Consider the following 15006-nt stretch of genomic DNA (forward strand, 5'->3'; position numbering starts at 1 on the left):
TGAGTCTGACAGCTCTGCGTCAATTCGGGATCAAGGATTCACGGCGGTTACCCTGCCTCACCCACGCCTGGGTGGCGCCGTTGACCCCCGCAGCATCAGGCTGAAATCCAGCGTCTGCTGCAGCGGCACATCCATGTGCTCGATGATGGCAAGCAGCAGGTTGACCGCGCGCTCACCGATCTCCCGCATCGGTTGCCGGATGGTGGTCAACGGCGGCGTGAGGTAGCGGGAAGATGCCAGATCATCGAAGCCGACGATGGACAGGTCCTCCGGCACGCGGATGCCCAGATCGCGGCAGGCCGCCAGGGTGCCCAGCGCCATCTGATCGCTGAAACAGAAGATCGCCGTTGGCGCAGACATGCCGTCCAGCAGCGCCATGGCAGCCGCATGGCCGGATTCCACCGAAAAGTCACCCGGCACGATGTTCAGCTGGCGCAGGCGTCCACGCGCCTTGCCAGCCGCCCGCACCCCTTCCAGCCGTTGCTGGTGCAGCGGATTGTCCGGCGGTCCGCCGACCACGGCGATCCGCTCGTGTCCCAGCCCATACAGATGTTCCATCACCACGCGCGCGGCCGCGGCGTTATCGATATGGACGCTGGGAATGCCCAGTGCGGGGTCGAACTCGCAGCCGTTGATCACCGGCGCGGCGGCACCGCGCTGCTGGACGATCTCGCGCGCCGTGGGCGGCAGGCGGTGCCCCAGCACGATCATGCCGTCGGCCTCGTTGCGCCGGAGCATCTGCGCATAGCGCTCCTCGCGGTCGGGTTGATGCTGGGTATCGCCGAGCAGAACCGCATAGCCGACCGCCTGTGCGGCGTCCTCCGCCCCCTGCAGGATCTGCGCGAAGAATGGATTGGCGATGTCCGGGACGGTAACCAGGATCTTGCCGCTGCGCTGGGTCTTGAGCGTGCGGGCCACCGTGTTGGGCACATAACCGAGTGCGGCAGCGGCCTGCTCGATACGCGCGCGCGTGGCCGGCAGCACTTTGTCCGGCCGGGAAAGCGCCCGCGACACCGTGCCTGCGGAGACGCCGACGTGCTTCGCGATGTCGTAGATGGTGGCCATGGCGTTAGTTCTCCTGTCTGCTGTGCAGTGCACAACAGGTCCTGCGTGAGCCCCTGCTAGGATAATGCAATCGATTGCATCGAGGGCGAATCACGTTGAAGACGCTCAAGGGTCCAGCGCTGTTCCTGGCGCAGTTCATCGGCGACACAGCTCCTTTTGATCGGCTGGACACGCTGGCCGGATGGGCCGCGGGTCTGGGCTATTCTGGCGTACAAGTCCCCACCGGCGCGCCCCACCTGTTCGATCTGGCCGAGGCCGCGCGCAGCCAGGCGTACTGCGACGACGTCGCCGGCATGCTGGCCGGTCATGGCGTGCAGATCACCGAGCTGTCCACCCATCTGCAGGGGCAGCTGGTCGCGGTGCATCCGGCCTACGACAGCCTGTTCGACGGATTCGCGCCGGCGGACAAGCGCGGCGATCCGGCTGCCCGCCAGGCTTGGGCAGTCGAGCAGCTTCTGCTGGCCGCCAAAGCCAGCCAGCGCCTGGGGCTGACCGCGCATGCCACGTTCTCCGGCGCATTGGCCTGGCCCTATTTCTATCCCTGGCCGCAGCGTCCACCGGGACTGGTGGAAGAAGCCTTCGCCGAACTCGGCCGCCGCTGGCGCCCGATCCTGGATGCGTTCGACGCCTGCGGCGTGGACCTGTGCTTCGAGATCCACCCGGGTGAGGACCTGCACGACGGCGCGACCTTTGAACGCTTCCTCGATGTGGTGGACCATCACCCCCGCGCCAAGATCCTGTACGACCCCAGCCACCTGCTGCTGCAGCAGATGGACTACCTGGGTTTCATCGACCGCTACCACGCGCGCATCGGCATCTTCCACGTCAAGGACGCGGAGTATCGCCCCAGCGCAAGCAGCGGCGTGTATGGCGGCTACCAGGACTGGATCGAGCGTCCGGGCCGCTTCCGTTCGCTCGGTGATGGCCAGATCGACTTCAAGGCGATCTTCTCGAAGTTCGCCCAGTACGACTTCCCCGGCTGGGCGGTACTGGAATGGGAATGCTGCCTGAAGCACCCCGAGGACGGCGCACGCGAGGGCGCCGCCTTCATCCGCGACCACATCATCCGCGTGACCGAACGCGCCTTCGACGACTTTGCCGACAGTGGCACGGACGCCGCATCACTGCACCGCATGCTGGGAATCTGAGCCAAGACCGCCCCGGGAGGGCAAGCCATGACGCACGCCATGTCGCGCCTGGGCGCGATGATGTTTCTGCAGTTCTTCATCTGGGGGGCGTGGTTCGTCACCCTCGGAACCTACCTGGTGCAGGGCCCGCTGCAGGCCAGCGCCAGCCAGGTGGCCACCGCCTTCCTCAGCCAGTCCATCGGCGCCATCGTGGCGCCGTTCCTGGTCGGGCTGATCGCCGATCGCTACTTCGCCGCGCAGCGCATCCTCGCGGTGCTGCACCTGGCGGGCGCGGTGCTGATGTGGCTGGCGTCCACGGCATCCAGCTTCAGCATGTTCTCCGCCTGCGTGATGGGCTACATGCTGCTGTTCATGCCGACATTGGCACTGGCCAACAGCGTGGCGATGCGGCACATGCAGTCGCCCGAGAAACAGTTCCCGCTGGTACGCGTGGCCGGTAGCATCGGCTGGATCGTCGCCGGTGTGCTGATCGGCTGGCTGGGCTGGGAACAGGCCCATCGGCTTGAACTCACCTTCCGCATGGCCGCGCTGGCATCGCTGGTGCTGGGCCTGTATGCATTCACCCTGCCGCACACGCCGCCACTGGCACAGCAGCGCGATGCCGGGCTGGGGCAGATCCTGGGGCTGGATTCGTTGCGTCTGCTGAAATCGCGTGCCTATCTGGTGTTTTTCCTGGCGTCCATCGCCATCTGCATCCCGCTGTCGTTCTACTACAACTTCACCAATCCGTATCTCAACGACCTGGGCGTGCGGGGTGCAGCAGGCCTGCAGTCGCTGGGCCAGGTCTCCGAAGTGCTGCTGATGCTGGCCATGCCGTTCCTGTTCGTGCGGCTGGGAGTGAAGACCATGCTGGCGGTCGGCATGGCCGCCTGGGTGGTGCGCTACGCCCTGTTCGCCTTCGGCGATGCGGGCAGCGGCTTCTCGCTGCTGGTGATCGGCATCGTGCTGCACGGCATCTGCTACGACTTCTTCTTCGTCACCGGCCAGATCTACACCGATGCGCATGCCGGCCCCGCCGCGCGCAGCAGCGCGCAGGGCTTCATCACCCTGGCTACCTACGGCGTGGGAATGCTGATCGGCACCTTCCTGTCCGGCGCGGTGGTGGAGCACTTCACCACCGAGGCCGGCCCCGACTGGCAGCAGATCTGGCTGTTCCCGGCCGGCGTTGCACTGGTGGTGTTGATCGCCTTCCTGCTGCTGTTCCGCGACCGGCCGACGGTCACGGCCGCGCCCTCCACACCCTGAGGATCCCCGTCGATGCCCAAGCTTGGAATCGCCATCGTCGGCGCCGGCATGATCGGTGCAGTGCATCGTCGTGCGGCACTACTGGCCGGTGCCGAGGTGCGCGGCGTAGCCGCCTCGTCAGCGCAGCGCGCGCATGAGGCCGCGCAGTCCTGGAATGTCCCGCGCGCCTACCGGGATATCGAGGAGGTGATCGCCGATCCGCAGGTACAGGTCGTGCACGTGTGCACGCCCAACCATCTGCACCGCGCCATGGCACAGGCTGCGCTGGAAGCCGGCAAGCACGTGATCTGCGAGAAACCGCTGGCGACGACGCTGGATGATGCACAGGCGCTGGCGGCGCTGGCCGCATCGACCGGATTGGTTGCCACGGTGCCCTTCGTCTACCGCTACCACCCAGTGGTCCGAGAGGCGCGCGCACGCATCGCCCGGGGCGATCTGGGGCCGTTGCACCTGATCCACGGCAGCTACCTGCAGGACTGGCTGCTGGATCCGGCCAGCAACAACTGGCGCGTGGACCCCGCGCTGGGAGGCACGTCGCGCGTGTTCGCCGACATCGGTTCGCACTGGTGCGACCTGGTCGAATGGGTCAGTGGCGAGGGCTTCGCCGAAGTGAACGCGGCGTTCTCCACGGTAATCGCCGAGCGTGGCGCCGTCAGCGGGCAGAGCTTCAGCACGCCAACGGCCGCCAGCGCGATGCAGGCTGTCACCAGCGAAGACGTGGCCGCAGCGATGTTCAGGACCGGCGCCGGCACGCTGGCGTCATTGACGGTCAGCCAGGTCTCGGCCGGACGCCACAACCGCCTCTGGTTCGAGATCGATGGCGCCAAGGCCAGCGTGGTCTTCAACCAGGAGGATGCCGAACGACTCTGGATCGGCCTGCCCGATCAGCGCGAGGAAATCTTCATGCGCGGCCCCGGTGCCGGCAGCGCCGAACAACGCCGCCTTTCCGTGCTGCCGGCCGGGCATGCACAGGGCTACGCCCAGTGTTTCGAGGCGTTTGTGGCCGACACCTACCGCGCCATTGAAGGCGAGCGGCCGCAGGGCCTGCCCACCTTCGAAGACGGCCTGCGCTCGGCACGGATCGTCGATCGCGTCATTGCATCAGCCAGGTCACGTGCCTGGACCACCATCGATTGAATCCCGGGAGGAACGCCTGATGAAAACCCCTGTCCGCAGAGCCGCAGCCCTCGCACTCCTGGTGCTCACGGCACTGCCCGGCCTCGCCAGCGAAGCCGTCGCCGCGCAGAAGCCCATCGCAGTGCAGATGTACTCACTGCGCAATGCCGGATCGCTCGACCAGCAGTTGAAGATCGTTCACGACGCGGGCGTGCACGCGGTGGAAACGGTGGGGACCCAGGGCGTCAGCGCCAGCGAACTCAAGCAGTTGCTGGACAGGTATTCGATCAGGGCGATCTCCTCGCACGTTGCGCTGGCCGAGCTGCGCAGAGACCTGGACGGCGTGGTGGCCTTCAACCGATCGATCGGCAACGCCACGCTGGTGGTGCCCTACCTGGACGCGAAGGACCGGCCCACCGATGCCGCAGGTTGGACCGCATTGGGCAAGGAGCTGGGCCGCATCGCCAAGCAGGTGCGCGGCAAGGGCATGCGCCTGGCCTATCACAACCACGATTTCGAGCTGGCCGACTTCGACGGTCAGACCGGGCTGGAGCTGCTGTTCGCAGCGGCCGGGCCCGACCTGCAGACCGAACTGGACCTGGCCTGGGTTGCACGCGCGGGCCTGGACCCGGCGGTGATGCTGGGAAAATTCCGTGGCCGCGTGTTTGCGGTGCACGCCAAGGACAATGCGCCGAAGGGCCAGGCCCAGGACGAAGGCGGATTCGCCGCGGTGGGCCAGGGCGTGCTGGACTGGAGCGCGATCCTGCCTGCTGCGGCAGCCGCCGGCGTGCATTGGTACATCATCGAGCACGACCAGCCACGCGATCCAGCCAGGATCATCCAGACCGGTGCGGACTATCTGCGTGAACACCTGACCACCAACGTGCCCGCCCGTGCGCGGCGCTGACGCATCAAGGAGCCCCACATGAAAATGATCCTGGCAACGGCGGTGGCCCTGGGTGGCATGAGCGTTGCGACGGCCGCCTGGTGCAAGGACGATCCGGCTGCGGGTGCAAAGCTCTACACCGCGAACTGCGTGGCCTGCCATGGTGCGGATCGTGCGGGCATGCCGGGCGCATTCCCGGCGCTCACCGACATCGGCAAGCGCATGGCACCTGCGCAGATCAAGGAAAAGATCAGCAAGGGCGGTGGGCTGATGCCGCCCTTCTCCCAGCTGTCACAGCAGGAGATCAACGACATCGCCAGCTACCTGGCGAAGTAAGCGGCCGGCGACCACGCTGGCCGCGTGCCCCTACAGCTCGCGCACCCAGATGTTGCGGTAGCTGACCCTGGAGTCATGTTCCTGCAGATAGAGCGGCGCGCACGCATGGGGTGCGTACGAAGGCGCACCGATGTACTCGGTCCTGCCTGCCAGCACGGTGTCGTCCTGCACGAGTACGCCGTTGTGCAGCACGGTGATGCGCGCGGGCGACGTCAGGCCGCCGCCCTGCGAGAAGCGCGGTGCCTTCCAGATGATGTCGTAGACCTGCCACTGGCCCGGTGCGCGCGAGGCGTTCACCCGTGGCATGGCCTGCTTGTAGATCGAACCCGCCTGGCCGTTGGCATACGTCGGGTTGTTGTAACTGTCGAGCACCTGCAGCTCGTACAGTTCCTGCAGGAAGATGCCGCTGTTGCCGCGGTTCTGTCCGTCGAAGCCCTTCGTCTCGGTGGGGGTACGCCATTCGACATGCAGCTGGACATCGCAGAAGCGTTGCCGGGTGCGGATGCCCTTGCTGCCCGGAACGACGGTCATGGCGCCATCGGCAACCGTCCAGGGCACGCGCCCGCCCTGCTCTGCCTCCCACGCCGAGACATCCTGGCCATCGAACAGCACGATCGCGTCGGAGGGGGCCTTGCCTGCCGGCGTGGCCACGACTGCGGGCACGGGCGTCCACACTTCGGTCTTCTTCGGGTCACGCGCAGCGTCGGCGCCGTCCTGAGCGAATGCAGATGCAGCGGCCAGCAGGCCGGCCGTGATCAACGCAGGGCGGATCATCAGGGTGGCGTTCATCAGCTGGTCCCCCACGCGGGCGTACCGGGGACATAGGCCAGGTCACCGTCGTAGCGGCCCGGCACGGCGACGTACTGCAGCACACCGGTCGCCCCGACCTTTGAAGTGAAGAAGCCGAAGATGGCCAGCTGCTTGATCATCGTGAAGTAATGCGGCATGGCCTCGCCTTCCTCGGGAGTGCCGGTCTCGGTCACGTCGGCATTGCGTGCCTTGGCTTCGGCGTCCAGCCTTCGCAGCAACCCGGTGCGGGCTTCCGGCGTGAGCGATACGAAACGGCCACCGGCGCGCGTGTCGATGTCGGCCAGGCCGGCGCGGAACGTCGCCTGCTGCCGGGCGGTGTAGCAGTCGCTGACGAACGTCGCCATGAACGCACCGGCACCCGCGTCCTTGGCCCCGGGCGTCCTTGTCCGCGGCAGGATGGTTTCGGCGATCTCGTCCAGCATGCCGATGTCGGCATCGGAGAACGCGGGCATCGCCCCGGCAGCCGGCACCTTGCCATGCACCAGCGCAGGCAGGCCAACCATGGCCGCACCGGTAGCGGCAACGATCATCTTCAACAGTTCGCGGCGATCCATCAGAGGTTCCCCGCTTTCAGTTCGCGTACCGCATGGTCGGCCGCGCGCGCGGTCAGCGCCATATAGGTCAGCGAGGGATTCACGCAGGCGCTGGAGGTCATGCAGGCACCGTCGGTCACATAGACATTGGGGGCATCCCAGACCTGGTTGTGCGCATTCAATACCGAGCTTTTCCGATCACGTCCCATGCGTGCGGTCCCCATCTCGTGGATGCCCTTGCCCGGGGCGTAGTCGTTGTCGTGCATCTTCACGTCCTTGACCCCGGCCGCCTCCAGCATCTCGGCGGCATCGGCGGCCATGTCCTTGCGCATCGCCAGTTCATTGGCGCGCATGGACACGTCCATCGCCAGCACCGGCAGTCCCCATTTGTCCTTGCGGTCGTGGTCCAGGCGGATCGTGTTGGCGTGGTGGGGCAGCATTTCACCGAACCCGGTCATGCCGATGCGCCAGTCACCCGGCACGGTCAGTGCCTCCTTCAGATCGGCACCGATGTTGAGCTCGGCGATCTCGCGCGACCATCCGGTGCGGCTGGCACCGCCCTGGTAGCCGAACCCGCGCAGGTAGCCGCGCTTGTCGGCCGCGACGTTGCGGAACCGCGGAATGTAGAAGCCGCAGGGACGGCGGCCGAAGTAGTACTTGTCTTCGTAACCCTCGACCCGGCCCGAGGCGCCGGCCCCGAAATGATGGTCCATCACGTTGTGCCCCAACTCGCCGGACGAAGAGCCCAGCCCCCCTTCCCAGACATCGGTGGCCGAATTCATCAGCAGCCACGTCGAGTTGAACGACGACGCGTTGAGGAAAATGACCTTGGCAGTGTACTGGTAGGTCTGGCCGGTTTCGGCGTCGATCACCTCCACGCCACGCGCACGCTTGCGATCCTTGTCGTAGAGCACTTCCTTGACGATCGAGAACGGCCGCAAGGTCAGGTTCCCGGTTTTCATCGCCGCCGGCAGCGTCGCCGCCTGGGTCGAGAAGTAGGCACCGAAGGGACAACCCAGGATGCACTTGTTGCGGTACTGGCAGTTGACGCGCCCCTGCTCGGGCATCGGCTGGGTGATGTTGGCAGTGCGCGAGTGGATCATATGGCGCGTTCCGCCGAAGGCCTTCTTGATGCGCGCGGCCACATCCTTCTCGACGATGTTCAAGGGAATCGGCGGCAGGAACTCGCCGTCCGGCAGCACGTCCAGTCCTTCGCGCGTGCCGGCGATGCCGGCGAACCTCTCTACATGGTCGTACCATGGCGCGATATCGGCGTAGCGGATCGGCCAGTCGGTGGCGATGCCGTCCTTGAGGTTGGCCTCGAAATCCAGATCGGAGAAGCGATAGCTCTGCCGCCCCCACATCAAGGAACGACCACCGACGTGGTAGCCACGGAACCAGTCGAAGCGCTTGGTCTCGATGTAGGGCGATTCCTGTTCGTTGGCCCACATCCCTTCCAGGTTCTCGGCCAGGCCGTAGTCGCGCATCAGCACCGGGAACTCGGCCTTCATCGCCTGCGTTGGCCGGTTGCGGTGCGGGAAATCCCACGCCTCCTTCATCGCGTTGACGTAGTCCTTGACGTGCTCGATGTTGCGCCCGCGTTCCAGCATCAGGACCTTCAGGCCCTTCTCGGTCAGCTCCTTCGCCGCCCAACCGCCACTGATTCCCGAGCCAACAACAATGGCGTCGTAGTGATTATCTGCCATGGGTTTCTCACCTGGGTGGATATCGTTTCAGACGTCGCAGAGGCGGATCGCCTCGCGCAATGAGGCAACGGGATCGGGCGCTGCAGGCGTGAATTCCTGCGCCAGATACCCCTTGAAACCGGTGTCGCGGATCGCGCGACAGATGGCTGGATAGTGGAGCTCCTGCTGGTCTCCGATCTCGTTCCGGCCGGGCACGCCTGCGGTGTGGTAGTGCTTGAAGCAGGCGTGATGCTTGCCGATGGTGGCGATGATGTCGCCCTCCATGATCTGCATGTGGTAGATGTCGTAGAGCAGGCCGAAATTGTCCGAGCCGAGCCGCTGGCACAGCTCCACACCCCACGCGGAGTGGTCGCACAGGTAGTCGCGATGGTCGACCTTGGAGTTCAGCAGCTCCATCACCAGTACGACGCCGCGCTTCTCGGCATGCCCGAGGATGCGCTTGAGGCCGGCCTCGGCATTGGCCATGCCTTCGGCGGGGTCCATGCCGTTGCGGTTGCCGGAGAAGCAGATCAGGTTGCGGTAGCCGGCGTCAGCCACCAGGTCGATGTGCTGCGTGTAGCGCTCCACCAGCTGGTCGTGGAATTCGCGGCCGGCAAAGCCCTTGGTCAGGCCCAGCTCCGCGCCGTTGCACATCGAGCTGTACACGCCATTGGCCTTCAGCGTGGGCCAGTCTTCCGGGCCGACCAGGTCGATCGCGGCAAAGCCGATGTCCTTCACCGTCGCGCAGAGCTGGGCGACCGACAGTTGCGGGAAGGTCCAACGGGCCACGGAGTGCTTCAGGTTGCCCTTGAGCGGCGCCATGGCGGCGAATGCAGGCAGCGTACCCGCAGTACCCAGAGCTACGCCTCCAGCAACCGCCATGCGCAACGCATCGCGCCGCGTGAGGCCCGCCGCCGGGGCCGGTCTGATCGAATGGATGGACATCCACCTGCCGGCCTCCCAACCGGTATCAAACGCAACGATTCACAGCAATGCAATCGATTGCACCATAGGGGAGGAAATTGTCTGTTTGCAAGTCGCGGTGCACGAAAACCGATGCTGCGGGGCACAACTCCGAAGGGATTCCGGATAAAGAAAAGCCCCGCATGAGCGGGGCTTTCTTTTCTGCTGCGAACGAGCGTTCGATCAGAAGGGTTGTGCACACATGTTGTGCATACCTCATTACTAGAAATCTCTCTAAAACACTGCCATTCTAGGAATTCATTCACCATTGATAGCACCATTTATTCTACCAAATGGAAAATTTGGGTGAGAAAGAGTGCCCGCTGACCTCAATCCTATATTTTTCTCAACACTGCAGAGGCTCCAACTCACCGACGTCCCAGCAATCCCCGCAAATCAGATGACCTCAAATTGGAATTCCCTCGAAATCTGACCCGAGGATGTTCCATGAGAAAGCCCCTATTTTTTGATAGCCAGATTATTGCCATGCTCAAGCAAGCCGAGGCAGGCACCCTAGTGGCAGAGCTGCGTCGTCCCAATACACCTAGGGCGTGAAGGCCTCAGCGTCAACGTAGAAAGGACAATGGCTATGGAAATTGACTGAGCTGCGGCCGGCCACGGGGCTGTCCCCACCCACATTCTGAACAGCCAGATTGCAGCGAAGAAAATAGCATTGAGCCACAGCACAATTTGGATGATTTTTTTAACTCATCCCGTGGAATGCTCCACGTATCTGCGGACAGGTTTCCTTACTTGCGCGCCGGTTAGCATAGCGCGCCGAAACTCCCGGGGTGAGCGGAAGCGCAGAGCGCTATGTCGATGGTGCTCGCTGTAGCGCTCGAAGGCCAATGCCACCTTGCCAATGGTGGTGACCGCATCGGGTTGCGTCGATCGTTCGCAACCGTTCCAAGGAGCCGCTCAGCCATCTACATTGAGCTAAGGTCCGAGGAGCTTAGGCAAGATCTGCGGATGCCAGCTACTGCTGATCCCTCGCGTTCAGACGACACGGGAGTTGCCGCATACGTACGGTCGCTGGAGCAAAGGCTCAGCGTGATCGAGCAGATGGTGATTGGTCTTTCACAGACACTGCGTGGCCTTAGGCCAGTCTCGCTCCAGCAGGCGCTCATATCCGGGACGCGAGAAGGAGATTCCCTTGGCTTGGTCGCTGGAGCGCAGGAGAGGCCATCCGACACCGAAGTATCCGAGTTGATACAGAAGTTACTGAACGAGCGCCATGTCAGTCGGTTCGGTCTTCGGTTAGATCGCTCTGTCTTCAACAGCGCCACTGGGGAGGAACTGCTCTCATCCTAGGATGTCTCTACCCTTCAGCGTCTGAGGTAGATCGCTGCTTCTCAACCAGGCGCTGATCGGCTGGCGGGAGCTCTGACCCACGACGTGTGCGGTCTTCGGTGCCGCGCGGCCCGCCTCCGCCTTCGGCTGTGCGCTAGGCCAAGCCAGCAGGTGCATGCTGGAACGTTTTAGCGACTAGAACTTGCGGCATGTGTAAGACGTATCGCGGAAGGGCAAAGCGTCCAGTAGTCACTGTCCGATCCCAAGAGGCTCCCTAGCGCGACCTCAATAGCTATAGGTCTGCGCCAGTCGGCGTTGGGCAAGAAGGAGAACTCCCTCGGGCCGAGTCTTGCTTCTTGCTCCCGTCGCTGAAGCCATCGCGATCTGATCTGCATCTCTTTACAAAGTGCTTGCATGGCGGCCTCTTCGTTCATCTCAGTCTGCAACATGACACTAGCTGCCACACGCATCCCCGACCATGCGACATATCGCCGTCTGCCCGAGCTGAGGTTGAACCACGGGCTCTCCTGCATTGCGATGACTCCGTTTGCTCGCTCAGGACTTATTCGGTGCCGTCGAAGAAGGTTCGCCAAGTATGCGGATATCTCGTCGTTGACAAGCCGCCCCCACAGAGCGACACGAGCTTCTGTATGCGCCGGCCCTTGCCAGCCATTTAGTGCAACTGCCAGCGCATTGCGAAGGTTTGGGAGAGCCTCCCACGCCGGAGAGTATGTCCAGGCGAAAGGGTGGTAAAGGGACCTTCGAGTGGATGGTGAATCGCTGGTCTCGGTCAGCAGTACTCCCGCCGCCTGGAGGTTTCGCAGCAAACTCCACACAGGCCCGTCATCTGAGGCGACCGGGGCATTTCTTGTAACAGAGTCTTCGAGTGCACACCACAGGCACGAGTAGTACGGTCCAAGGGACGCGACCAGTGAGGCCACGTCTGGCCTTGCAGTCGATAGGGTCAGTTGATCAAGTCCATGGCGCACTCAGTTCCAAGGGCTCCCACCAGTGAGCGATCTTACCCACCAGCCAGTTGCACTGTCTACATGATTTTCATGTAACTCGGCACTGGGCCATAGATTGCTGTCCGCTTCCTCGAGCGGGCGGAATGGCAACCAAGACGATCTACCAAGAAGCATACCGGCGTCTCGTAGAGCAGCTTCGGGCGAGACGGGAGGCTATGGGAATTAGCCAAGTATCGCTTGCCTCGCACTTGGATTGGCCGCAGCAAACTATCTCTTCCATTGAGGCCGGTGCCCGGAGATTGGACTTGCTCGAGTACCTCAGGCTCACCTCGGCCCTTGGCATGAGTGCTGCAGAGGCAAGCTCGCTTTTGATGTCAGAGTGGAGGGCGATGCGCGTCCCTCCAATTCGCTAAGGCGCGATGGCCAACGCCCGGTTATCAGGGGCGAACTGCTCCTTCTGTTGCTGGTGGTCAGTTGATCACCATTACGATTCCGGCGTAACGCTTGCCATTGATCGGTCTCCAAGCTGCGATTTGGGTGCATTGAGCGAAGTCGATTGACGGGGACGCTATGAGTCCTCTTGCCCGAACTCGGTACGGGCCGCCCGCAGCACGCGAGCTGGATCAGAGGTCAGGGCTTCGGCAGGTGGCATGCCGTTGAGCAGAGCGTGCGGTGAGAGAAACCACTCTGCCTCACTCCATCCGGTGCTGCGAAATAGCCCGTCCGGCTCGATCTCGAAATGATCGAGTGCACGCAGTACTGACAGGATTTCTGCCAAATATTCAACGGGTTCGCCATTTTCACCAAACTGCCAGTCTGGGTAGCGATAGCCGGGCACAGGCTTCGTTACATAGACCCCGAGTAGCTGGCCGGCTCTGCGCAGCTGACCGGCTAGGCCGCTACCACTGGTCAATGACGGGCCGAGCTGTGAACTGACTTCGGCGGCGCTATGCCACTGTGCGGCAAGTTCATCTCGCCTGACGGCGGCGTCGGACAGGATCTTCTGGGCCGATGAGCAGGCGTCGGAACGCCGTGGTGCGCCCGTTGCTTCTGCCTGTGGCTTTAGCTGTTCTTGGAGAGATGCTTCAGTGAAATTGCCCGTTGCGTGGATGCGATCGAGCAGGAGTCGAAGCGCGATCGCTAATCCCTCGTCCTCTGACGGGTAGGGAGACGCAAACAGAGGTATCTGAACCCACAGATGCTCCTGTCCTGGGTGTACATAGGGGCGATGATCATCAAGCAGCAAGGCCGCGCCTAATTTTGGTGTGGCTAGCCGTAGATCCTTCGTGCTGCCCGTCCAATGGATGTATTCAAGGCTCGCGAACCACGGAGGCGCGCTTCCTTCACGAACCAACAAATCGGCAATGCTGCGAAAGCGTTCTTCCGGCACAGTCGTAAACATCATGAGCTGACTGAAGTGCGATCGGACGTCCTCCAAGAACCGACAGAGGCCGGGTCTTGGAATCTGGCTTATCGCATTGGAAATGAGTGTCCCTTCGAGGTCCAATGCCAGAATGCTCGGCTTCATGTGTTGTCTCTAGCGAGGAGCGTGTGTACACCTTGCTCCTGGACACTCTCGCTGTCCAACACGTGAGCCTACTGGTACACATGCAGCGTGAGCCTACTGGTACGCATGTAGCGTGAGCCTACTGGTACTTGTTGCCTGCAACTGACAAAAGGATCACCTTTGCTGTGCTGCTCGGCAGGGCGGCACCACTAGGTCGGCTGGAATGTTTAGCTCAAGGATCGGCATAGGAGGCATGGGTGGTCGCCGCTGCGCTGTGGCTCTCTTAGTTGCCGCGATGAGGGATCGACAATGTTCAGAACTAGTCACACACATCCTCTGCATATCGCCACGATCGCTGTCGGAGTCAGTGGCGGCGCAGTAGGTGTAACTTTCGCGCCAGGGAAGTTTCAGAAGGCCGCGATGACGGGGCCATGGAGTCGTGACATTGACGTGGATCTTTGCGCGATTCGCCAGTGGGGCGCGGGGTACTTGATCTCCCTGATTGAGCCATGGGAGTTCGATGAGCTTAGGATTGCCGCGCTGCCAAAGCGGGCGATGGCGCAGGGAATCAAATGGTACGGACTTCCAATCGTAGACGGCGCAGCGCCGAACAGTTCTTTCTTGGAGGCATGGCGCGAGCTGGGTCCAGCACTCAGTCGTGAATTGTTGCGCGGAAGCCGCGCAGTTGTTCATTGTAAGGGCGGGCTAGGACGAGCTGGCACCGTAGCGTGCTTGTTGCTTTTAGAAACAGGCACAGCTGCCACAGGTGAGCAGGCCATGAGCATGGTTCGTCAGGTCAGGACGGGTGCGATCGAGACGCGTGAGCAGGAGGACTTCATACGCGCCTGGAGTCCAGGTCCGGGCAGCCAAGCTACAGGCAACTGACACCGTCGACCGGTCGGACTGCGAAAGGCATAGGTTTTGGACCACGGGCGCCTAGGTAGCGCTCTTGCTCGATTCCTTACGTAGGGAGTCCTCGGAAGCCGGCCGGCGCAGCGTCGACAGGATGGTGCACTCAGCTCGCTGTCCGCCGTGACAACTGGCGATTACCCGTTCCAGCTCGTTGGCCATACGTTGCAAGTCTGCCATCCGGGCGCGAATGTCGGACAAGTGGCTGCGGGCCAGACGATCCACATCCACGCACGACAGGCCCTCGTCGCCGGCCAGCTGCAGCAGGCTACGGACCTCTTCCAGGCTGAAACCCAAGTCCCGACCGCGGGCAATGAAGCGCAGGCGCTCAATGTCCGGCAATCCGTAGACCCGGTAACCATTGCCTGATCGTCCCGGCCTCGGGAGCAAGCCGATGCGCTCGTAGTAGCGGATCGTCTCCAGATGGCACCCGCTGGCGGCGGCGGCGTCACTGATTTTCATTCGTAGTAGGCTTGACTCCGTAGTAGCTACGGACTTTACCCTCATGGACCCTGCCATGCCAGCGGACCGCGCCGGCCCGGCTC

The 15006-nt window shown here is 63.1% G+C and carries 14 protein-coding genes; 7 read left to right on the top strand and 7 right to left on the bottom strand.

What is annotated here, in order from left to right; translation table 11 throughout:
• Positions 1 to 57: 57 nt before the first annotated feature.
• On the bottom strand, positions 58 to 1065 hold the full coding sequence (locus ACMZ91_RS00775) for a LacI family DNA-binding transcriptional regulator (protein WP_049422751.1): 1008 nt from the start codon (positions 1063 to 1065) through the stop codon (positions 58 to 60).
• A gap of 95 nt (positions 1066 to 1160) precedes the next feature.
• Between ACMZ91_RS00775 and ACMZ91_RS00780 the strand changes: the two genes are divergently transcribed.
• The 5 genes from ACMZ91_RS00780 to ACMZ91_RS00800 are packed head-to-tail and all read left to right on the top strand — an operon-like array spanning position 1161 to position 5796.
• Complete coding sequence (locus ACMZ91_RS00780; protein WP_197655667.1) at positions 1161 to 2213, top strand: sugar phosphate isomerase/epimerase family protein; 1053 nt, start codon at positions 1161 to 1163, stop codon at positions 2211 to 2213.
• Between the two features lie 27 nt (positions 2214 to 2240).
• The gene (locus ACMZ91_RS00785; protein ID WP_414576673.1) at positions 2241 to 3458 is read left to right on the top strand and encodes a nucleoside permease; all 1218 of its coding nucleotides are present in this window, start codon (positions 2241 to 2243) and stop codon (positions 3456 to 3458) included.
• 12 nt (positions 3459 to 3470) lie between these two features.
• Positions 3471 to 4595: a Gfo/Idh/MocA family protein gene (locus tag ACMZ91_RS00790; RefSeq protein ID WP_149908838.1), complete on the top strand. Its 1125-nt coding sequence runs from the start codon at positions 3471 to 3473 to the stop codon at positions 4593 to 4595.
• A 19-nt stretch (positions 4596 to 4614) separates the two neighbouring features.
• Positions 4615 to 5481, top strand: coding sequence for a sugar phosphate isomerase/epimerase family protein (locus ACMZ91_RS00795; protein ID WP_414576671.1), 867 nt, complete (start codon positions 4615 to 4617; stop codon positions 5479 to 5481).
• Between the two features lie 18 nt (positions 5482 to 5499).
• A complete protein-coding gene (locus ACMZ91_RS00800; protein WP_049461474.1) occupies positions 5500 to 5796 on the top strand; it encodes a c-type cytochrome in 297 nt (98 codons plus the stop codon).
• Between the two features lie 30 nt (positions 5797 to 5826).
• Here ACMZ91_RS00800 and ACMZ91_RS00805 read toward each other — a convergent pair whose 3' ends face one another.
• The 4 genes from ACMZ91_RS00805 to ACMZ91_RS00820 are packed head-to-tail and all read right to left on the bottom strand — an operon-like array spanning position 5827 to position 9769.
• The gene (locus ACMZ91_RS00805) at positions 5827 to 6585 is read right to left on the bottom strand and encodes a 3-keto-disaccharide hydrolase (RefSeq protein WP_149908840.1); all 759 of its coding nucleotides are present in this window, start codon (positions 6583 to 6585) and stop codon (positions 5827 to 5829) included.
• Positions 6585 to 7160, bottom strand: coding sequence for a gluconate 2-dehydrogenase subunit 3 family protein (locus tag ACMZ91_RS00810; RefSeq protein ID WP_094002095.1), 576 nt, complete (start codon positions 7158 to 7160; stop codon positions 6585 to 6587). The genes ACMZ91_RS00805 and ACMZ91_RS00810 overlap by 1 nt, the downstream gene beginning before the upstream one ends.
• On the bottom strand, positions 7160 to 8845 hold the full coding sequence (locus tag ACMZ91_RS00815; protein WP_149908841.1) for a GMC oxidoreductase: 1686 nt from the start codon (positions 8843 to 8845) through the stop codon (positions 7160 to 7162). Before ACMZ91_RS00815 ends, ACMZ91_RS00810 begins: the two co-directional genes overlap by 1 nt.
• A gap of 27 nt (positions 8846 to 8872) precedes the next feature.
• Positions 8873 to 9769, bottom strand: coding sequence for a hydroxypyruvate isomerase family protein (locus ACMZ91_RS00820; RefSeq protein WP_414576668.1), 897 nt, complete (start codon positions 9767 to 9769; stop codon positions 8873 to 8875).
• 2419 nt (positions 9770 to 12188) lie between these two features.
• On the opposite strand from ACMZ91_RS00820, the gene ACMZ91_RS00825 reads away from it, so the two are divergent.
• Positions 12189 to 12458, top strand: coding sequence for a helix-turn-helix domain-containing protein (locus tag ACMZ91_RS00825; protein ID WP_032966097.1), 270 nt, complete (start codon positions 12189 to 12191; stop codon positions 12456 to 12458).
• 155 nt (positions 12459 to 12613) lie between these two features.
• Here ACMZ91_RS00825 and ACMZ91_RS00830 read toward each other — a convergent pair whose 3' ends face one another.
• The gene (locus ACMZ91_RS00830; RefSeq protein WP_235644823.1) at positions 12614 to 13573 is read right to left on the bottom strand and encodes an NIF family HAD-type phosphatase; all 960 of its coding nucleotides are present in this window, start codon (positions 13571 to 13573) and stop codon (positions 12614 to 12616) included.
• 399 nt (positions 13574 to 13972) lie between these two features.
• Between ACMZ91_RS00830 and ACMZ91_RS00835 the strand changes: the two genes are divergently transcribed.
• Positions 13973 to 14437, top strand: coding sequence for a phosphatase domain-containing protein (locus ACMZ91_RS00835; protein ID WP_231347569.1), 465 nt, complete (start codon positions 13973 to 13975; stop codon positions 14435 to 14437).
• 51 nt (positions 14438 to 14488) lie between these two features.
• Here the strand turns inward: ACMZ91_RS00835 and ACMZ91_RS00840 are convergent, their stop codons facing one another.
• Entirely contained in the window at positions 14489 to 14923 is a 435-nt protein-coding gene (locus tag ACMZ91_RS00840) for a MerR family transcriptional regulator (RefSeq protein WP_099484980.1), read from the bottom strand.
• Positions 14924 to 15006 lie beyond the last annotated feature (83 nt).

Source organism: Stenotrophomonas sp. FR024 (assembly GCF_047500745.2).
Classification (GTDB): domain Bacteria; phylum Pseudomonadota; class Gammaproteobacteria; order Xanthomonadales; family Xanthomonadaceae; genus Stenotrophomonas; species Stenotrophomonas maltophilia_A.